Origin of the sequence: Symbiopectobacterium sp. RP (assembly GCF_050472005.1) — a bacterium.
Classification (GTDB): Bacteria; Pseudomonadota; Gammaproteobacteria; order Enterobacterales; family Enterobacteriaceae; genus Symbiopectobacterium.
Genome location: NZ_JBGOGS010000001.1, coordinates 2,232,330 through 2,251,221, shown reverse-complemented (window position 1 = coordinate 2,251,221; position 18,892 = coordinate 2,232,330). Strand labels below are relative to the sequence as shown.

General features: G+C 51.6%; 14 protein-coding genes, 1 tRNA gene and 6 pseudogenes. 8 read left to right on the top strand and 13 right to left on the bottom strand.

All coding sequences use genetic code 11. The features are described 5' to 3' along the window. Positions 1–41 precede the first annotated feature (41 nt). Positions 42–545: a thiol peroxidase gene (gene tpx, locus ACD630_RS15020; RefSeq protein WP_430360067.1), complete on the top strand. Its 504-nt coding sequence runs from the start codon at positions 42–44 to the stop codon at positions 543–545. Between the two features lie 47 nt (positions 546–592). Here tpx and tyrR read toward each other — a convergent pair whose 3' ends face one another. From tyrR to pspA, 6 genes and pseudogenes are all read right to left on the bottom strand, one after another. Further along, the gene (gene tyrR, locus ACD630_RS15015; protein WP_430359530.1) at positions 593–2,164 is read right to left on the bottom strand and encodes a transcriptional regulator TyrR; all 1,572 of its coding nucleotides are present in this window, start codon (positions 2,162–2,164) and stop codon (positions 593–595) included. 142 nt (positions 2,165–2,306) lie between these two features. Next, a pseudogene (locus ACD630_RS15010) lies at positions 2,307–3,120 on the bottom strand (YcjF family protein); the annotation flags it as partial. Next, positions 3,110–4,237, bottom strand: a pseudogene (locus ACD630_RS15005) (YcjX family protein); the annotation flags it as partial. The pseudogenes ACD630_RS15010 and ACD630_RS15005, both read right to left, overlap by 11 nt. Positions 4,238–4,305: 68 nt before the next feature. Then, the gene (pspC, locus tag ACD630_RS15000; RefSeq protein WP_430360066.1) at positions 4,306–4,665 is read right to left on the bottom strand and encodes an envelope stress response membrane protein PspC; all 360 of its coding nucleotides are present in this window, start codon (positions 4,663–4,665) and stop codon (positions 4,306–4,308) included. Between the two features lie 20 nt (positions 4,666–4,685). After that, positions 4,686–4,928: an envelope stress response membrane protein PspB gene (pspB, locus tag ACD630_RS14995; protein ID WP_430359529.1), complete on the bottom strand. Its 243-nt coding sequence runs from the start codon at positions 4,926–4,928 to the stop codon at positions 4,686–4,688. Positions 4,929–4,986: 58 nt separating this feature from the next. After that, on the bottom strand, positions 4,987–5,652 hold the full coding sequence (gene pspA / locus ACD630_RS14990; protein ID WP_430359528.1) for a phage shock protein PspA: 666 nt from the start codon (positions 5,650–5,652) through the stop codon (positions 4,987–4,989). A gap of 243 nt (positions 5,653–5,895) precedes the next feature. Between pspA and pspF the strand changes: the two genes are divergently transcribed. Both pspF and ACD630_RS14980 read left to right on the top strand, forming a co-directional pair. After that, positions 5,896–6,888, top strand: coding sequence for a phage shock protein operon transcriptional activator (gene pspF / locus ACD630_RS14985; protein WP_430359527.1), 993 nt, complete (start codon positions 5,896–5,898; stop codon positions 6,886–6,888). A 167-nt stretch (positions 6,889–7,055) separates the two neighbouring features. Further along, a complete protein-coding gene (locus ACD630_RS14980; RefSeq protein WP_430359526.1) occupies positions 7,056–8,306 on the top strand; it encodes an IS256 family transposase in 1,251 nt (416 codons plus the stop codon). An 83-nt stretch (positions 8,307–8,389) separates the two neighbouring features. On the opposite strand, the gene ACD630_RS14975 is transcribed toward ACD630_RS14980, so the two are convergent. Next, a complete protein-coding gene (locus ACD630_RS14975; RefSeq protein WP_430359525.1) occupies positions 8,390–9,430 on the bottom strand; it encodes an IS481 family transposase in 1,041 nt (346 codons plus the stop codon). Between the two features lie 191 nt (positions 9,431–9,621). Here ACD630_RS14975 and ACD630_RS14970 point away from each other — a divergent pair, with 191 nt between their 5' ends. From ACD630_RS14970 to ACD630_RS14960, 3 genes and pseudogenes are all read left to right on the top strand, one after another. After that, positions 9,622–9,804: a hypothetical protein gene (locus ACD630_RS14970; protein ID WP_430359524.1), complete on the top strand. Its 183-nt coding sequence runs from the start codon at positions 9,622–9,624 to the stop codon at positions 9,802–9,804. Then, positions 9,801–10,106 (top strand): hypothetical protein, encoded by a 306-nt coding sequence (locus ACD630_RS14965; protein ID WP_430359523.1) that lies wholly within the window; start codon positions 9,801–9,803, stop codon positions 10,104–10,106. Before ACD630_RS14970 ends, ACD630_RS14965 begins: the two co-directional genes overlap by 4 nt. After that, positions 10,103–10,222: pseudogene (locus tag ACD630_RS14960) on the top strand (hypothetical protein); the annotation flags it as partial. The gene ACD630_RS14965 and the pseudogene ACD630_RS14960, both read left to right, overlap by 4 nt. Before the next feature lie 33 nt (positions 10,223–10,255). On the opposite strand, the pseudogene ACD630_RS14955 reads toward ACD630_RS14960, so the two are convergent. From ACD630_RS14955 to ACD630_RS14940, 4 genes and pseudogenes are all read right to left on the bottom strand, one after another. Further along, positions 10,256–11,179 (bottom strand): annotated as a pseudogene (locus ACD630_RS14955) (IS5 family transposase). A gap of 168 nt (positions 11,180–11,347) precedes the next feature. Beyond that, complete coding sequence (locus ACD630_RS14950; protein ID WP_430360065.1) at positions 11,348–11,785, bottom strand: hypothetical protein; 438 nt, start codon at positions 11,783–11,785, stop codon at positions 11,348–11,350. Between the two features lie 43 nt (positions 11,786–11,828). Further along, positions 11,829–11,978 carry a hypothetical protein gene (locus ACD630_RS14945; protein ID WP_430359522.1) on the bottom strand — a complete coding sequence of 50 codons (150 nt, stop codon included), beginning with the start codon at positions 11,976–11,978 and terminating at the stop codon, positions 11,829–11,831. Positions 11,979–12,280: 302 nt separating this feature from the next. After that, positions 12,281–12,604: pseudogene (locus tag ACD630_RS14940) on the bottom strand (IS5/IS1182 family transposase); the annotation flags it as partial. Between the two features lie 136 nt (positions 12,605–12,740). Here ACD630_RS14940 and ACD630_RS14935 point away from each other — a divergent pair. After that, positions 12,741–12,923 (top strand): annotated as a pseudogene (locus ACD630_RS14935) (hypothetical protein); the annotation flags it as partial. Between the two features lie 248 nt (positions 12,924–13,171). After that, a tRNA-Lys gene (locus ACD630_RS14930) sits at positions 13,172–13,247 on the top strand. Between the two features lie 300 nt (positions 13,248–13,547). On the opposite strand, the gene ACD630_RS14925 is transcribed toward ACD630_RS14930, so the two are convergent. Together ACD630_RS14925 and mukB are read right to left on the bottom strand one after the other, a co-directional pair. Further along, a complete protein-coding gene (locus ACD630_RS14925) occupies positions 13,548–13,937 on the bottom strand; it encodes a YqaJ viral recombinase family protein (RefSeq protein WP_430359521.1) in 390 nt (129 codons plus the stop codon). 513 nt (positions 13,938–14,450) lie between these two features. Continuing rightward, positions 14,451–18,890, bottom strand: a complete 4,440-nt coding sequence (mukB, locus tag ACD630_RS14920; RefSeq protein WP_430359520.1) for a chromosome partition protein MukB — start codon at positions 18,888–18,890, stop codon at positions 14,451–14,453. Positions 18,891–18,892: the final 2 nt, after the last annotated feature.

Below are 18,892 nucleotides of genomic sequence, written 5' to 3'. Positions count from 1 at the left end.
CTGATGCCCGTGTTAACCACCTGTAATTGAAGGACAAAGAAATGTCAAAAAATGTGCATTTTAAAGGCAATCCTGTCGCTGTAGCCGGAAACTTTTCTGAGAAAGGCGCTAAAGCTCCCGCCTTCACACTGGTTGCCAAGGACCTTTCCGATGTCGCGCTGACCCAGTTCGCCGGTAAGCGTAAAATTCTGAATATCTTCCCAAGTATTGATACGGGTGTCTGCGCCGCTTCCGTGCGCAAATTTAACCAATTAGCTTCTGAGCTGGATAACACTGTGGTGCTCTGTATCTCCGCCGACCTGCCGTTTGCACAATCGCGTTTCTGCGGTGCAGAAGGTCTGAACAACGTGGTGGTACTCTCTTTGCTGCGCGGTGCAGAATTCAAGGATAACTATGGTGTTGCTATCGCCGCTGGCCCGCTGCACGGACTGACTGCGCGCGCTGTGGTGGTATTGGATGAGCAAGACAACGTGTTGTACAGCGAGTTGGTGAACGAGATCACCACCGAACCTGATTATGATGCCGCGCTGGCTGCACTGAAATAAGTCTCAACAGATAAAAAACGGCTGCCTCGGCAGCCGTTTTTGTTGGATTATTCCTCCGCCTCATATGCGGCTTTACGCTGGCTCAATCCGTATTCACGCAGTTTGTTGGCGATGGCAGTATGGGAAACGCCCAGACGTTTTGCCAGTTTACGCGTGCTGGGATAAGCCTGATAAAGGCGGGTCAGCACTGAACGTTCAAAGCGCTTGCTGATATCGTCCAGTGACCCCTCAAGCAAATCATCGTTCTGTACAGTATCAAGGGTGAACGAAGGCAGATCGATATCCTGCACGCGCAGTTCGCGCCCTTCCAACTGAGTCAACGCACGATAAACAGTGTTTTTCAACTGGCGCACATTACCCGGCCATCCGTACTGCGGCAGCAGATGATACAGCTCCGGCGCAATGCGAGGTCTGGCAATACCTTGCTCATCGGCAAAACGCGCCACGAACAGTTCGGTGAGCGCCATGATATCCGCCGGACGTTCGCGCAGCGGCGGCAAGGCAAGCATCAACACGTTAAGCCGGTAATAGAGATCTTCACGAAACTCACCGCGCTGCACCAGTTCCAACAGGTTTTTTTGCGTGGCGCAAATCACTCGGACGTCAACGTGCACCTCGTGCTCTTCCCCAACCCGACGGAAGGTGCCGTCATTAAGAAAACGCAGCAGCTTGGTCTGCATTTGCGGCGACATTTCGCCCACCTGATCCAGCAATACAGAACCGCCATTGGCCTGCTCAAAGAAGCCTTTTTTGCCTTCCAGCGCATTGGGATAAGCTCCCGGTGCGTGGCCGTACAGTTCACTTTCCATTACATCCTCAGGCAGTGATGCGCAATTGAGCGCCAAGAAAGGCTTTTTGCCGCGAGAACTGCGCAGATGGCACGCACGGGCCAGCATATCTTTACCGGTGCCAGTATCACCCACGATCAGCAACGGCGCATCGAGCATGGCCAGCTTTTTACCTTGCTCAACCACCTGACGCATTTTGGGGCTAACGGCGACGATATGATTAAATTCATTCTCATCGTTAACCGCCAGATCTTGTAACTGGCGGCCCATACGCACCGCCGATTTCAGCATAACCAACGCGCCGGCAATCACGCTTTCGCCCGCGTCATTATCCAAATACACCGGGGTGATTTCCAACAGGAAATCTTGCCCGCGAATCACCACACGCTCCGCTTCCAACCGGCGATCATCGCGCTCCAGCCAGCGTGTGAAATTGTAATTGGGGATCAACTGATTAATGGTGACCGCGCCGATGCTGTCAGCCGATTGTTCGAACAGCGCCAACATCGCCGGATTGAACAATTCAATATTGCCTTTCAGATCGAGGGAGAAAACCGGCTCGAGCATCGATTCCAAAACGGCATTCATCGCACGCTGCTCTCGCTCGGAAGGCATGAACGCCACGGTGCGCACATCGCGCACGCTTTCGATACGTCGAATCTCCGCCATCAGTACACGGAAATCTTCAAATCCAAGCGTGGCAAAATTCAGGTAAATCCGTCCGGCGGGGTCAATTTCAATACCCCGCAAATCAATAGCGCGCGAGGCCAGTAAATCTAACAACTCGCGCGTCAGGCCAATTCGATCTTCACAAAAGACTTCCAGACGCATTAACAGCTACCTTCTTCCAGGGGAATGGATATCTCCGGCATCATACCGCGTCCCATCCCACGGATGAAGCTACCTGTCAGCAAAAGTTGACAGGTGGCAACATCTTTTTTCCCGTTGGCGGTATTTCGAGCGTTCATGGGCGCTACGGCGGCGTTGGCGTAGTTTTTTTCTGTACCACGGCCTTGATTTGCCCGAGCAATTCACGCCGGAAATCCCCAAGCTGGGGCTTGTCGTCGAGCCAGGGCAATGGACGACAGAGTTCCATCGCTTTAATGCCGAGTCGCGCGGTCAGCAAACCCGCACCAATTCCCTGTGCAGCGCGGGCCGAAAGGCGCGCTGCCAGATCCTGCGACATCCAGTCCATGCCGATTTCACGCACCATCTCTGAAGCAGCGGCGAAAGCGATATTCAGCAACACCAATTTAAATAGGCGAATGCGACTAAAATAGCCCAGATCAATACAGTAAAGCGCGGCGATACGATTGATCAGACGCAAATTGCGCCAGGCAATGAAAGCCATGTCCACCAGTGCCAGCGGACTGACCGCAATCATCAGCGTGGATTCAGCGGCCGAACGGCTGATCTCACGGCGGGCGCGGTTATCCAGCACCGGTTGCACCAGATTGGCGTAAAGTACCAGCACTTCTTTATCGTTGTGTGTTTCATGCAGCGAGGCACGCCAACGCTGGAGTGCGGGATGCCCATCATCCAACCCGGCCTGCTGCGCCAGCTTTTCACAAAAATCGCGTCCCTGCCCAATACCGTGACTGCCGAGCAACTCTCGGGCTTTATCGCGTGCTTCGGCACGGGCCCGCAAACGGTACAAACGCCGCCACTCGGCAATCAGGGAGCCTGCACCGGCAGCCACTATCATACCGCCCGCGGACAACCCACCCAACGCAATCCACTGCTGTTCCAGCCAGGCTGGTATGCACCGATTTGATGCCCTGCGCAATCCATGCTGATGCCCTCAAAAGCCGCATTCTGCCAAGCTTCCTGTACCAGTTGCTGCAATAGCAACACCAGATTCGCATGCTGATCCGCCGTAATATGGTCCGCTTTACTGGCTGCAAACATCAGTTTATCGATGTACGGTGAAAATAAACGGCGCAACAAGGTGTGTTTGCCATAATGGAAACTTTGCATCAATTGCGTGAGCGCCAGACGCATATCAGTAAAAGCGTGTAGCCCGCGGTTGAGCGGTTGCAAGCAATCCACCAGCACAATCTGGCGGTCGAAACGTAAAAAGTAGTGTTTATAAAAACCTTTGACTACGGTTTGACAGTAATAGTCATAGCGACGGCGCCGCATGCCGAGCGTGCTTTTTTCATCCGCCTGCGCCAGCGCGACGTCTCCCAGTTGTTGCGCCTGCGGCCACGGGAAAAATTGCAGAACTGGCGCATCAGCCAATTCACTCGGCAGCACAAAGCGCCCCTGCTGAATAAAATGCAGCCCCTCCTGCTTGCAGCGCAGTAGGTAATCGGTGTAGCGCTGCGCAATCTCCGCCAGAAGATTTTCATCAGCGGGGGCCAGTGGATCGAGCTTATCGCACAAATCTAACCACGACTTGGCCCACAGGGCGCGCTCACTTTGCAGCAACCCGAGCATTTGCCGCGACCAGGAGAGGTAATTTTGCTCCAGCAATGGCAGATCCAGCATCCATTCACTGGGATAATCGACAATCTCCAGATAGAGCGTCAAGGTATCCTTAAAGTGGCGCAGCAGCGAATCGTTGGAGCGGTAACGCAGCGCCAGACAGATTTCACTGACGCCGCGTGTCGGCGTCGGCCACTGCGGCGGATCGCCAAACAGCGACATCATGCCTTCGTCATAAGCGAAGCGCGGCACCGCCAAATTTCGCTGAGGAACCCGTTTTGCGCCAAGCAATCGCCCTTCCCGCACCGCGGAAAAAAGTGGCAGCTGCGCGCCGTTATGCACGTTGAGCAGTTGATTGACAAAACCGGTGATAAATGCGGTCTTACCGCTGCGGCTCAGCCCGGTAACTGCTAACCGCAGCTGGCGATCGACACTGCGATTAACCAAGGCTCCAAATTCATGCTGTAAATGATGCAAAGGTTGCTTTAGGGGCAATCCGTCACTCCTTGTTCTATACCTCATGATTCATACGCCAGTAGATGACATCACAGTTGACGAAAACGACTTTGTACCGCAAAGGTCTCCGAGGTGACATAGCGCTCCATGTCACGCAAACGCGCTTCACTGTCACGCAATACCGCATCTGCCTCGCTCAATGTTTGACTTGGGCGCACGGCATCATCATCGTGCTCATAAGTGCCCACCGGTGCCGGGTCGAGGACAAAGGTCAGCACGATATACGCCACCAGCGTAAAGAAAAACAGGCCAAAGAACAGCGACAGCACCACAATGATACGCAGCAGTTTTACCGGCACATCCAGATAGCGCGCCAGCCCGGCGCACACGCCTTTGATCATACCCTCTTGCGGTAACCGGTATAGCTTGCGGCCGTGCGAATTCATCATCGCGTTCAATTTTCCTTTTATCATGATTGCCTCCAGTGGGGATGTTCTGCATCCAGAATCTCTTCCAATGCCTGGATCCGCTCGCGCATCTGTTTCGCTTCTTGAGACAGCGTGGTCAAACGTTGGAGATCGCTTTGCCCCCAAGATGCCTCCCCTTGCGCCGCATCATGTTGCTTGCGCTGACTGTAGTGCAGCCAAAGCCATATCGGGGCCACGAACAACATGAAAATCGTCAATGGGATGGCAAGAAACAAAGCACTCATTATATCTCCTTGATAGGCGTGTTAGTGTGGTGCGAGCGGCCCAACAGGCTGGCCGCCATCAGGTTTCCGGTTTGATTTTTGCTTTTAACTCAGCCAACTGAGCGCTGATTTCATCATCAGCCTGCAACTCGGCAAATTGCTGATCCAGCGATTTCTGCTTACCGAAACCAGCGCTCTCTGCTTCCGCCTCCATCGAATCGATGCGGCGTTCGAACTGTTCGAAACGGGCCATCGCTTCATCCAGTTTACCGCTATCGAGTTGACGGCGCACATCGCGAGAGGAAGAAGCTGCCTGATGGCGCAGCGAAAGCGCCTGCTGGCTGACACGGGTTTCCGTGAGTTTGTTTTCCAACTCACCAATTTCGCGTTTCATGCGCGTCAGCGTTTCGTCCAGATTTTCCGCTTCACGGGTCAGCACCGCAATCACGTCGGCAAGTTTCTGTTTTTCAAGCAGTGCCGCACGCGCCAGATCGTCTTTGTCTTTACGCAACGCCAGTTCGGCTTTTTCCTGCCATTGTCCCTGTTGGGATTCAGCTTGCTCGACACGACGCGCAATCTGTTTTTTCTCCGCCAGCGCCAGCACCGAGGTGGAGCGTAGTTCTACCAGTGTTTCTTCCATTTCCTGGATCATCAAGCGCACCAGTTTTTGCGGATCTTCCGCTTTGTCCAGTAACGAATTGATGTTCGCGTTCACGATATCAGCAAAACGAGAAAAAATACCCATCACAGTGTCCTCTTGGTCATATCACAGTGCGCATGCACTGGGTTGGTGATGTTGATTCGTCATGCTTGATGCCGACCAACCTTAGCGTTCCCCCTTGCTATTACAAGATGCATGCCAACATAGAGATAAATTTATCCGACTGAAATTATTGATTATTATTTTTTGACAAATGACCACCATTGGATAAATTAGTTAAATACGCCAATAGTTAGCAAAATTAACCACAATAAAAGGTGATATCTGATGGAAAAAGGTCAGGAGAATCTCCTTGGTGAAGCCAACAGCTTTGTTGAAATGCTGGAGCAAGTTTCACAATTGGCGCAGCTTACCAAACCGGTGCTGGTGTTAGGCGAACGTGGTACCGGTAAGGAGTTGATTGCCAGCCGCCTTCACTACCTGTCGCCACGTTGGCAAGGCCCGTTTATTTCCCTGAACTGTGCGGCGCTTAATGAAAATCTGCTGGATTCAGAGTTGTTCGGCTATGAAGCCGGGGCCTTCACCGGCGCGCAACACCGTCATCTGGGGCGTTTTGAGCGTGCAGACGGCGGCACGCTGTTCCTCGATGAGTTAGCAACAGCGCCAATGCTGGTACAGGAGAAATTGCTGCGCGTCATCGAATATGGCGTTTTGGAGCGCGTGGGAGGCAGCCAACCGCTTCAGGTTGATGTACGTCTGGTGTGTGCCACCAATGAAGATCTGCCCACACTCGCTACGGCAGGTAAGTTTCGCGCCGATCTGCTCGACAGACTTGCTTTCGATGTGGTGCAACTGCCCCCGCTGCGCGAACGCCAGCAGGACATCATGTTATTGGCGGAGCACTTCGTCATTCAGATGTGCCGGGAATTGAAACTCCCTCTGTTTACCGGATTTTCTGCGCACGCCCGTGATACCTTGTTAAATTATGCTTGGCCCGGCAATGTTCGGGAGCTAAAAAACGTGGTTGAACGCTCGGTTTATCGCCATGGCGCGGCGGGAGAACCCTTGGATGCCATTATTATTAACCCATTTCAACGCACCGCTGAAACACCGGTTACTCCAGTTTGCGTTGCTTCTACCCTACCGCGTTTACCACTGGCGCTGCGTGAATGGCAGCAGACACAAGAAAAAGCCCTCATTGAGAAGGCATTGTCTCAAGCGCGTTTTAACCAACGTAAGGCCGCAACGCTGTTGGGATTGACCTACCACCAGCTGCGTGGGCTGTTGAAAAAATACGATATCGCCAGCGGTGAGGGATAAATTGCAGATAAAAAAAGCCAGCAAACGCTGGCTAAAATAATACTGGAAGCAATGTGAGCAATGTCGGAGGAGTTATGCTCATTTCTGGTGTACGGGGTTTCGGGGAGGGGGGAGTATCCTGCTGATTGATTTCGTGGATGATTTCAACAACAGAGAGATGATACCCCATGAAAAAGTTTACCCTACAGGTCTCCGCAGAACCAGATATTGCCGGTGATCCCTTGCATGAACTCATTCGTAATGGTACCAGGCAACTGATAGCTGCCGCCGTTGAGGTTGAGCTCGAAGCCATGCTGCAACAATATGCTGAACGCCGCCTTGACGACGGGCGTCATGCTGTCGTTCGTAACGGCTATTTGCCACAGCGAACCATACAGACGGGTATTGGGGATGTTGAAATTAAAGTGCCCAAGGTCAGGGATCGCAGCGGCAACGGAATATGCTTCAACAGCGCGTTGTTGCCGCCTTATCTGAAACCTGCAAAAAGCGTCGAAGAGTTGCTACCATGGCTGTACCTGCGAGGCATATCCACCGGTGATTTTCACGAAGCCCTGAGGGCGCTGCTCGGTGAAAAAGCTAATGCCCTCTCTGCCAGTACCATCAGCAGACTGAAACAGCAATGGCTTGAAGAGCACAGGCAATGCTGGCTGCGTGATTTAAGCGATACGCGCTACGTTTATTTCTGGGCCGATGGCATATACAGCCATGTCAGGCAAGATGATCGCCTTTGCCTGCTGGTCATTATCGGCGTCACTGAGCATGGACGTAAGGAGCTGGTTGCGGTCGAAGATGGTTATCGAGAGTCAGAAGCAAACTGGGCCGAACTTCTTAATGGCCTGCGAGCACGTGGCCTAACCGTATCTCCCAAGCTGGCTACGGGAGACGGTGCCCTTGGTTTTTGGAATGCAATGGCAAAGATATTCCCGGACACGCAGCACCAACGCTGTTGGGTGCACAAAACCGCTAATGTGTTGGCTTCACTCCCCAAAGCCATGCAACCGAAAGTTAAGGCTGAGCTGCGGGAGGTTTGGCTAGCAGAGAGCCGCGATGCCGCTAATGAAGCCTTTGATGTTTTGTTGGCAAGGTTTTCAGCGAAGTATCCTGCAGCGATGAAGAAGCTGGAGAAAGCTCGAGAAGAACTGCTGGCATTCTACGACTTCCCGTCAGAGCACTGGGCGTCAATAAGAACGACAAATCCGATTGAATCGGCTTTTGCGACTGTGAGGCTACGAAGCAGAGGCGCGAAGAACGGTGGTTCGAGAGAAACAACCCTGTCAATGGTATTTAAGCTGCTCCAGTCTGCTCAGAAAAGCTGGAACCGACTAAGAGGATTTGACCTGCTGACCCTGGTTGTAAGCAACGTCCAATTTAAGGATGGAGAACAGATTCACGAAGCATCAGAGCGGAACGTAGCCTGATCGCCATACACCAGATTTGCTAATATGTACTAGCTCAGACCTGATTTGACAGTTACCGATTATTTATACAGGTGTCTGTCAGATTACATCTGGTTCAGATTCTTTTCTGCCCAGATCCGTTTTCCATCGAGTAAAGTGGCCATCGGCGTACGCCCGTAGCACATTTTTCCCTGATGAGTTCGCTCATTATTGTAATACCACAACCAGTTGTCCAGATCTACCTGCAGGCTTTCCAGGTCTCCATATAACTTCTTGCCGAACGTAACCTGATAAAAATCCTGCAAAATGGTTTTATGGAAGCGCTCGCAGATGCCGTTCGTCTGCGGAGACATCGCCTTCGTTTTCGTATGCTCGATATCGTTGATAGCCAGATAAAGCTGATAATCATGCTGCTCCACTTTACCACAGTACTCCGTACCCCTGTCGGTCAGTATTCTCAGCACCGGCAGTCCCTGAGCCTCGTAGAACGGGAGTACGCGATCATTGAGCAGGTCGGCGGCGGTGAGCGGTGTTTTATTCGTATACAGCTTGCAGTGTGCCACTTTCGAGTACGTATCCACGAACGTCTGCTGATAGATACGGCCCATCCCCTTCAGATTGCCCACGTAGAAGGTGTCCTGCGAGCCCAGATACCCGGGATGTGCCGTCTCGATTTCACCGCAGGTCTCATCATCGTGCGCCTTCTTCTCCAGGGCTGCGATTTGAGCGTCGGTAAGGACAATGCCTTCTCTGGCGACCTTTTCCTCAAGCACCTTCAGGCGTTTACGGAAGTTCTCCAGGTCGTGTCGTTGCCAGATGGAGCGCACGCCGCTGCCGGAGATAAACACGCCTTTTTTACGCAGCTCATTACTGGTCCGGTGCTGCCCATGGGGCGGGAACTCAATAGCATAATCAACAACCGCGCGTTCAGTGGCTTCGTCGGCGCGGTTCTTCAGGTTCGGAACCCGGTGGTTCTGGTTAACCAGCGCATCAATGCCGCCTTCAGCAGCCAGTTCCTGATAACGGTAAAATGTATCGCCTGACACGCCCATGCTCTTGCAGGCTTTTGATACGTTACCGAGTTCTTCGGCGAGATTGAGCAGGCCGGCTTTGTGTTTGATAATGGGATTGTTAGTATGAAGCATGAGAGTTACCTCGCGTTTTGTTTAAGGATTAGACACCCATATCAAAACCGGTAACTCTCAACCTTTCAAGGTCCAGTGTCAGATCTAGTCGCGACTAATACAGATAATAGATAACACTGAACTGCCTCTTTATACCCGCGTCGATATTCATTGGCAAAATTATACATCAATCCAAATCAAGGAAAACCACGATGGAACTTGCTATCGCGGGCACACCCATCGTGCGTCCTGAAATTAAATTTGACCAGATTCGGTCAATCGAACATCAACGCTCAAATATCGTCACGGGCCAGAGCTTCAAAAACAAAAGCTGGCTGCAACTCTTATTAGAGTGGCTTATTGCAACGATTAATCAGAAGGGGAACCCGATATGAAAATCAGCGAATCAGGACAACGAGAGATAGAGAAAATTATCTCGACATTCTCAGATGCCGATTTGGATGTGGTTAACACATATTACGCTTTTGCTGATAAACGGGTAAAGCAAGATGAAATTTTTACTGCCATTCGTAGAATGACCGGCGTTGACGAAAGCGTGGTTGACATTCTGGCGAATGACCCTGACCAGCAAATAGCCCTTGAGACATTCACGGATGGATTTATTCAGCTGCTTGCAAAATACGAATACGCCACCGAGTTGTGGCTGAGAATGAGATACGGGGAGGATGCAGCATGAGCGAGCAGGCCAAGACGCACTATAGAAAGGCGTTCGATTCGTCTTATCTCAGCAGTGCTGACATTCTGGAACCAACGGTTTTAACGATAGCAAAGGCTTTGTTGAATAAATCAAAACTTGTAACGACTGCACCCCATACGGGTCGATTGTTACGTGATGCGAATACTGTTCGGCATTCCTAATAGCGTGATCAGGTTAAGCGCTTTGACCATGGCCATGGCTTCACCCACCTGACCATCGTAGTCTCTCAGACTTAGATAACCACCCAGAAGCCTTTTGAACCGGAACATGGCCGTTTCAGCCACTGAGCGCCGGTGATAGCCCACTTTCTTTTTCCAGATAGCGTTACTACCGCTAATGCGCTGATTTGCAACAGCGTGGTTACGCTCGTGGTAGCGATCTTGTCAATATTGCGCCCCCCTTCGTGGCGGGATAAGCGGCCTTATTTTCTTCCTCACCAGAGCATCATAGCAGTAAACTGTATCCTAAGCGCCGTCAGCCGATGCCTCTCTGATTTTCCGGTGGGTCTGGTTTATCAGCGCCGGTAGAGCTTGGGCATCAGTCGTACCACTGAGCGACAAATCCGCACAGATAATCTCATGCGTCATACTGTCTACTGCCAGGTGCAGCTTACGCCATACCCTGCGTCTGTCGGCACCATGCTGCCGGACTTTCCATTCGCCTTCGCCAAAGACCTTCAGGCCGGTTCCATCAATGACCAGATGTGAGATTTCACCACGGGTTGGCGTTTTTATGCTGATGTTCACTGTTTTTGCTCGTTTGCTGAGCAGCGAATAGTCTGGACAATGGAGCGACAATTTAATCAGTTTAAAAATCGAGTCACCAAAGCCCTGTAAAGCCCTCAATGAAAGGCCAAACACGCGTTTCATCATCAGGACTGTGGTGATGGTCATATCTGAGTAGTGGAGCGGTCGTCCACGCCGTTCAGTAGTGTTTTTTTCCGTCCATGCAGCAATGGCTGATTCATCTAGCCATACGGTTAGAGAACCGCGCTGCTTGAGGGCCTTGTTATAAGAGGGCCAGTTGGTGATTTTAAAATTTTGTTTTGCCATGGAGACCTGATTTTGAAACAACTGTGTTGATCTGCTCCGATGATTACCCAAAAGTTCTATTTATTCAACAAAGCCTGTCGATGGTTAAACTGGGCTGCATCCGCCTCTTTTACAAGAAGTTATGCAATTAAGGGACACAGCCTAAAAGTTCGATTTATTCAACAAAGCCTACTTACTTGATGCCGAAAAAATCCCGCCCTCCTGTATGATACTGTTCACATCTTCAATGTCGAGGAAGTTCAGATCTTTATATATAGCACTATCGACAGAACCATATCGTGCATTACAGATGCGAAAATGATCCTCAAAATCATCATCGATATAGTACTGATCTAACGTAAAGCAAGTTTTATCTTCATTGTCTTCCATAATGGTACTTAACACGTTCTCCCTCTGAAACATCACCATTTCTGCAAGTGCACATTTAAATTTATCACTCGTAATTTCCCCTTTTACTTCATGTTTACCATTGCTAACGGTCACTATAACCATACCGTCTTCATTATTATTACTCGGCAAAGTAAAGGTTACTTTATTACCTTGAATATCATACAAATTAATAGTTCTTGTGCTTGTGAAATCATACAAGAATTTTGAAGAACCAATTAGATTTATAATATTTTCATTAATCTGATGATAAAGTTCTTCATTATCTTTTTCTCACCCCACCAAAGGTAAAAAAATTAATAATATGCTCTAGCAATCCATGGGGAGATAAAGCTTTTTTTATTTCATCCTGATTTTCCATACCAACTGCGCAAGCAGCAATATTGTATAATGTACTAATGCTTGTCATCATAACTCCCTTATCTGATAAGAAACACTTATCAGTAAGAAGGTTAATGCCCCATTCACAAGGTTTTGGGCTTTGTTGAATAAATCAAAGTTAGGGCTTTGTTGAATAATAGGTAATCATGCTGTTTTTCCATGCCAGTTTTGGTTGAAAATGCTTGTCATCTCAGGTGTACACTTTTCTCATGAGGCCTAACTGCATGATTTTACGTTGCGAGGATCCGTCGTTTCGCTGGGCTGCCAGCATAAAATCTATTTATTCAACAAAGCCCAAAGTTAGCCGACAGGATGGTCCCTCTGGAACACCTGTTATGCAATACGGACGCTGGCCGGCATACCCAACAGCGTCATCCGGTTCAGCGCTTTGACCATCGCCATCGCTTCACCCACCTGCGTGTCATAGTCCCGCAGGCTCAGGTGGCCACCCAGCAAAGTTTTGATGCGGAACATCGCTGTTTCTGCCAGTGAACGCCAGTGATAACCTACTTTCTTTTTCCAGACGTCATTACTCCCGCTCAGATGCTGATCCACCACCGCATGATTACGTTCATGGTACTTGTCCGGCCACTATTGCGCCCCGCTTCGCGGCGGGATAAGGGGCCTGATTTTCTTTCTCAGCAACGCATCGTGGCATTTTCAATGACAACTAATTTAGACATAACGATTTCTCCATAATTAAACGGATGTGGTTATCAGAGGGCTAACGGGTAAAATTTTGCAGATTGGCGGTCAGATCGCTTACACTTGGCTTAATACAGGAGGATCCGCTATGGGCCAGGTTGCATTTGATACATTGCAGGCGTCAGAAGAGCTTGAAACCGCTGGCATCTCTAGAGAACAGGCTAGGGCGATTTCGCTCCTCGTACACAAGTCTCATGAAGTGGCGGATGTCGCTACCAAGGTAGATATTGCCGAGGTAAAACGCGATATAGCTGATGTTCATAAGGATATGCAGTTATAGCCAACCGACTTAAAAATGATTACAGCCAATGCCCTGATATGTGGCAAAAAAATACAGCTAATTGTTATCAAAATAATGTCGCTTGGCCATAGTTCGCAAGGATTTACAGCTTGAGATGGCGGGTATCCGCTCTGAGCAGAAGTTAATTCGCTGGATGCTGAGCGCTGGAGTTTTAGGTATTTTCTCTCTGGTTGTGAAAGCTTTTCTCGTCACGGCCCTCTAATTAATTATGCCACTACGGGTTGTTAGCTCAGTTGGTAGAGCAGTGGACTCTTAATCCATCGGTCGCAGGTTCGAATCCTGCACAACCCACCATGCTACCCCTTTTGTCAAGCGGAACATGATTGCACGGCACACCCGACGACGTGCATGAACTCACGCTGCCACCTGATTTAATATGTTTTGTTTAACCTCCATGACCAGTGTTAAAAATTGCTCTCGCCTTTTCCTTAGTGCGTTAATTTCATCCATGCAATCATCACGGTTTATGCGGCATACAATTAACTGGTTTCCTTCAGGGAAGTCGGCGCAATAGCTGACAAAATCAACCCAGTCACGCCCGGTGCAATCCAGATGGCCGATTAACTGCCAGTGGTATGACGGGTCGAAACTACCTCACTGCAATGTGGCGTAATGTGTGGGTGCGATAACAGATTTAATCTCTATTACTCCATCACTGCCGACTAATCCGTCAGGGCTATCACCGTATGTGTCGTGGTCAAAGAAACCCCCGTTATCTACGCTGATGAAGTTCATGTCCTCATACAGCATACGCGCTATCGGCTCCTGCTCGTGACCACGCTCCATGTGCTCATTTGAAAAGCTGAATTCCGACTTGCAGCCTTTGATTTGCTCCAGTGCAATTTGGAGCGCATAGCGCTTTGCAGGGTCGCCAAACGCTTTCCCTGCGTTAGCCATGATTAACCCGAAATTCGATGCGGTGGTCTTTCCTACGCGCAGCGCTTCCCATTCCTCGGTGTTCTGCTGGATATCATGCCAAATCATGCCGCTGCCTCCCTGCATTCACTAATAAGCTGCTGACGGTGTTCCTCTGACATGTCCATGCGTTCAAGCACTTTGCGCAAATCACCATCGCGCTTATAGGCTGCTTTAGCGTTATTCCATGCCTGAATAGATGCCGGTGTCAAAACTGGCTTGGTGACGCGGGTAGGGCTTATGTGTACTAGCTCAGACCTGATCTGACAGTTACCGCATGTTTATTTCACTGGTCCGTCATGTTCGCGGCGCCAATCAGGGAAACTGAGAGACAAAAAAAGAGGCCGTTTAGCACGGCCTCTGAGACTGATAATTACGTCACGTCAACAACTCGTCATCCCCGACTTCCCTCTTGTTATCCTCGGCGAAAGCCGGGGATCCCTGAAAGAATAAACGCGTTTCTTCTGCACGAGATTCCCGCCTTCGCGGGAATAATGGAAGTCGGCGGGAGCAACGTTCGCAGGTATCACGGTTTCAAGCAGGACTGGCACAATTTCTGCCCGCTATAGCGTAAGCGTGCTGCTACGATGCCTGTACCTGCGGCGCTTCATTCTCACTGGCAAAACCACGCAGTCCGACCACGTGCACATGCTCCTGATTCTGGAACACCTTACGCACCAGCTTATAGGTGGTGCCTTTTTCCGGACTGATATTTTCCGGTGCAGCAATCACCAACTGCATTTCCAACCGCTCGCACAGTTCGAATAACGTAGCGATGGATTTCGCATCCAGACGCGCCGCTTCATCGAGGAACAGCAAACGACACGGGATAATATCTTTGCCGCGCAAGCGTTTGGATTCATCTTCCCAGCTCTGCACCACCATCACCAGAATCGACATCCCGGTCCCGATCGCTTCACCGGTGGAAAGCGCGCCGCTCTCTGCACGCAACCAGCCATCGGCACCGCGATTAACCTCCACTTCCATCTCAAGGTAGTTACGGTAATCGAGCAGTTCCTCACCGATAGTTTGCGGCGTGCGTTGTCCCATATCCACTTCAGGATTAAGGCGTTGGTAAAGCTTCGCCAGCGCTTCCGAGAAGGTCAACCGGTTGCTGCTGAACAGGTCCTGATGCATCTCTTGCTGTTCCGAGAGCACATTGAGCAGCGTGGTGTGTGTTTCACGCACGTTGACGTTCAAGCGCACGCTTTTCACCTGCCCAAACGCAACCACCTGCAAGCCCTGGTTCAGCATGCGTATGCGGTTTTGCTCACGCTGGATGGTTTTGCGAATAATGTTTGCCACGCTCTTGGAACTGATCGCCAGCGTTTTCTCACGCGCGGTCAGTTCTTCGGTCAGGCGGTTGAGTTCAATTTCCATCTGCTCAATGGCTTCAACCGGATCATCGGTACGAATAATGTCCTGACGAATACGCTCACGCAGATGCTGATAAACCGCAATATAGAACTGCACTTTGCGCTCAGGCCGCTTTGGATCTTCCGATGCGCGCAGCACATCACGCAGATGTTCATTATTCGCAACCGCCAGTCGCAATGCCCCCAGCGCTTTATCCGACATGGAACGCAATTCGTCAGCGTCCATGTAGGCCAGTTCACGACGGTGCAAACGGCGCTCCACGCCATTGTCTTTCACTAGGCGCATGACGACACACCAGCCCGCCTTCGCAGTCACCACCTGTTCGCGCATCTGGTGATAATCACGTTCCACTTTGCGCAATTTTTTCTGCAAGCCATCCATTTCCGCTTCACAGAAGGTAATCTGCTTCTCCAACTGATTACGGCGCGTGCGGTTGGCACTCAAGGCAGCATGCAATTCATCACGGCAAGTACGGGCGCGAGCTTCTGCATCCGCATCCGCGCGCACGCCGATCTCCTGCAACTCCTGAATAAGCTCTTTGTGCATTTCATTTTTGGCGTCATGCGCACTGCGCAACGAAGCCTCCACCTGGCTGTACTGCGTTAACTGCGCCTGCTTCTGACGCAATTGTTCACGCGAACGGGTACGCTCGGTTTCTGCCTGATCCAACCGTTGGCGCAATTTGTCATTCAAATCGACATCTTCCCCCAGCATGTCCGCTGAGTCGCTATAGCTGAAATGAGGACGCCGTTGCACCACTTCCGTTAAGGCAAACGCCTGCTGTTTCGCCTGACGCTGTGCACTTTGCGCCTGGGTGTACTGTGCTCGCAGCTGTTCATGCTGCTGTGGATCGCTTTGCAGCACCGCCACCAATGGCTCCAGTTTCACCAACGACGTACCGTGCTGCGTAATAAATTGTGCGGACTCTTCTGCGGCATCCAGCTCGTCGCGAATCTCCTCGATTCGGTCATGCAAGGTATCATCACACAGCAGGCTGACACGTGGGATCAGGCGGTTCAGCAATGGAACACACTCTTTAGCATGGTCGTATTGCTGACGTTGCTGCTGGTTTTCTGCGTCAAAATTATTAATGGCACGGTCCAACTCACCGCGACGTGAGCTCAAGGGACGCAGCGCCGCCTCAGGATCGTCATCGAACGCAATAGCCAGATGAGAACCGATAAAATGGCTGAAGGCTTGGTGCAAACGCTGCGTCTTTTGCACGTCAAACGACAGAGTGGCGTACTGCTCTGCCAGCGCTTCACGTTCGTCGCGCAGACTCTCCAGCCGGTTTTCGCGCGCCGCGCGACCAAACAACGGCACGTTAGGGAAACGCGAATAGCGCCATTGGCGATCGGCGATTTTAACCACCACCGCTTTTTGTAACTCTTCTACTGCAAAGACGCTGTCATCGAACGATTGCGGATCTCCTTCGATCAGATAGATATCTTCCGGACAGTCCTCCAACCCTTCAAGCTGCTCACGCACCAGCGATAGATCGGCCACAACGATGCCGTGGCGTGATGGCCCGTAGAGCGCGGAGTAGTACGGCGCATCGTCCAGCGTCACGTCATCATAAATTTCGGACAGCAACACTCCGCCAAAGCGTTCTGCCAGCGCCGCCATCCGCGGATCTTCCGCACCACCTGGCTGACTTAACCGCTCGATTTGATCGTCGATGTGACGTTTACGCGCCGCTACCTCATCACGCTCGACCGTGATTTCACGCTCACGCTCCAGCAGTTGCTGCAAATGCTCGGTCAGTGCCTGACCATCAGCAAACGTCGCCCCACTCTGTTCACTTAATTGCGTCAGGGCTTCCTGTGCAGCCAGCCACACCGGTGCACGCGCGGTTAATGTCTGGATTTGTTGCTGGGTCTGCTCCAGTTCTTGACGCAGCGCCAAACGACACTCCCCGGCTTCCGCGACCTGCGCAGAGAGGGTTTCAATCTTCAGTTCCAGTTCCTGCTGCAAGCTGTCCAAGTCTTCCGACTCACAGGGCTGACCATAGCGTTTGCCAAACTCTTGCAGCAGACGTTCTGCTTCTTGCTGCTCGCGCAGACGCTGTTCCAGTTCAGTCAGACGGCCGCGCAAAGGATGCACAAGTTCTGCCTGATAGCGCTGCGAGGTGCTGTCGCGCAGCACATCACGCGCCGCCTGCCAGGCCTCGCTACGCGAAACGTTACCCACAATTTTGCAAACTAGCTGATAGGCTTCTTCAAATTGGTTATGTGCCGCATCGGAAACGCTCAGGGTTTGTTCCAGTTGCAGCAACAGTTCGGTCGCCTCCTGCTCCCGCGCGTGGAAGGTTTCCAGCCACTCATCGGCGTTATCCGCCGTTAAGTCCGGCAACTGGCAGAGCGAGCGAGCCCGCTCCAATGCCTGTTGCGCCTGCTGGTACTGGATCGCCCGTGTCTGCTGCACGTCCAGCGCCTGCTGGTAGTCAGCGAGTTGGCTTTTCAGTTCATCCACTTCCTGCTCGGCAGCTTGGGCGCGCGCGTCGTTCTCTTCGAGCTGCTCGCGCGCTTCTTCTACCACGATGTCCTGCTCTTCCAGACGCGAACGCAGCTCTTCCAGATCCGCGTCGTAACGCTCAATCTTCTCCTGCTGACGCAGCGCCGTTTGCACTAGGTTAAGGTGGTCGCTGGCAGCCTGGTGATCGGTTTCCAAATCGCTTTCGGCGTCCGTTTGTTCCGCCAACTCGCGCGCCATTTCCACATGGCGGTACTGCTCATGCACCAGCTGCTTGCGACTACCAAACAGGTCATGACGCAGCGCCAGCGCACCATCCAAATGCACCCGCCGCTCATTGGCATGGCGCATATAGTCAGCAGCCACGTAGGAAGTGGCTTCTGAAATCAGGTGTTTGAACAGATCGTGATCCGATTGCGTCACCCGGATGGCTTCCAGTGTCATACGGTTTTCCCGCAATGCCGCTTCCATGTCCTGGAACGCCTTGCGCACCCCGCTATTTTCCTGCAGAAGATAATCACGCAGCGATCGAGTGATGGCGCTGGAGATCCCGCCGTACAGAGAGGCTTCGATCAAGCGATAGAATTTACTGCGATCGGAAACGGAGCGTAACCGACGAGGCACCACGCCCAAATCAAACATCAGCGCATGGTAATCGGTCATGGAGTTGAACTGTTTGAACAGCACGCCCTCCATCTCTTCCACATGATCTTTCAGTTCTTGCAACGTCAACACCCGAACCTGGCGTTCGCCCAATGACTGGGTCAGCACCTGCGTCGGCTGCAACGTAGTGGGCAATCCCTGAATGGCAAAGGGTTTGATATCGACTTTTTTATCGCGCCCTGCAACCTGTTGCAGGCGCACCCCGACCAACACGCGTTGATGGCGGGAATTGACGACGTCCAACGTGGCATAACACACGCCGGCGCGCAGCTTGCCGTGCAGCCCTTTATCGCGTGAGCCGCTGGTGGCCCCCGCCTCCGTAGTGTTACGGAAATGCAGCAACGTCAAATCGGGGATCAGCGCGGTGATAAAGGCCGCCATCGTCGTCGATTTTCCCGCGCCGTTACCGCCGGACAAGGTGGTAACCAGTTCGTCCAAATCGAACGTCCGGGCAAAAAAACCGTTCCAGTTGACCAGCGTCAGTGAGCGAAATTTACCGCGTTTAATCATTG

What these genes read in the sequence shown, in the direction of transcription:
- mukB (WP_430359520.1), bottom strand. Translation starts at nt 18,890, where the DNA reads ATGATTAAACGCGGTAAATTTCGCTCACTGACGCTGGTCAACTGGAAC.
- pspC (WP_430360066.1), bottom strand. Translation starts at nt 4,665, where the DNA reads ATGATGAATTCGCACGGCCGCAAGCTATACCGGTTACCGCAAGAGGGT.
- ACD630_RS14975 (WP_430359525.1), bottom strand. Translation starts at nt 9,430, where the DNA reads ATGCTTCATACTAACAATCCCATTATCAAACACAAAGCCGGCCTGCTC.
- ACD630_RS14980 (WP_430359526.1), top strand. Translation starts at nt 7,056, where the DNA reads ATGAAAAAGTTTACCCTACAGGTCTCCGCAGAACCAGATATTGCCGGT.
- ACD630_RS14925 (WP_430359521.1), bottom strand. Translation starts at nt 13,937, where the DNA reads ATGATTTGGCATGATATCCAGCAGAACACCGAGGAATGGGAAGCGCTG.
- tpx (WP_430360067.1), top strand. Translation starts at nt 42, where the DNA reads ATGTCAAAAAATGTGCATTTTAAAGGCAATCCTGTCGCTGTAGCCGGA.
- pspF (WP_430359527.1), top strand. Translation starts at nt 5,896, where the DNA reads ATGGAAAAAGGTCAGGAGAATCTCCTTGGTGAAGCCAACAGCTTTGTT.
- pspA (WP_430359528.1), bottom strand. Translation starts at nt 5,652, where the DNA reads ATGGGTATTTTTTCTCGTTTTGCTGATATCGTGAACGCGAACATCAAT.
- ACD630_RS14970 (WP_430359524.1), top strand. Translation starts at nt 9,622, where the DNA reads ATGGAACTTGCTATCGCGGGCACACCCATCGTGCGTCCTGAAATTAAA.
- pspB (WP_430359529.1), bottom strand. Translation starts at nt 4,928, where the DNA reads ATGAGTGCTTTGTTTCTTGCCATCCCATTGACGATTTTCATGTTGTTC.
- tyrR (WP_430359530.1), bottom strand. Translation starts at nt 2,164, where the DNA reads ATGCGTCTGGAAGTCTTTTGTGAAGATCGAATTGGCCTGACGCGCGAG.
- ACD630_RS14965 (WP_430359523.1), top strand. Translation starts at nt 9,801, where the DNA reads ATGAAAATCAGCGAATCAGGACAACGAGAGATAGAGAAAATTATCTCG.
- ACD630_RS14945 (WP_430359522.1), bottom strand. Translation starts at nt 11,978, where the DNA reads ATGATGACAAGCATTAGTACATTATACAATATTGCTGCTTGCGCAGTT.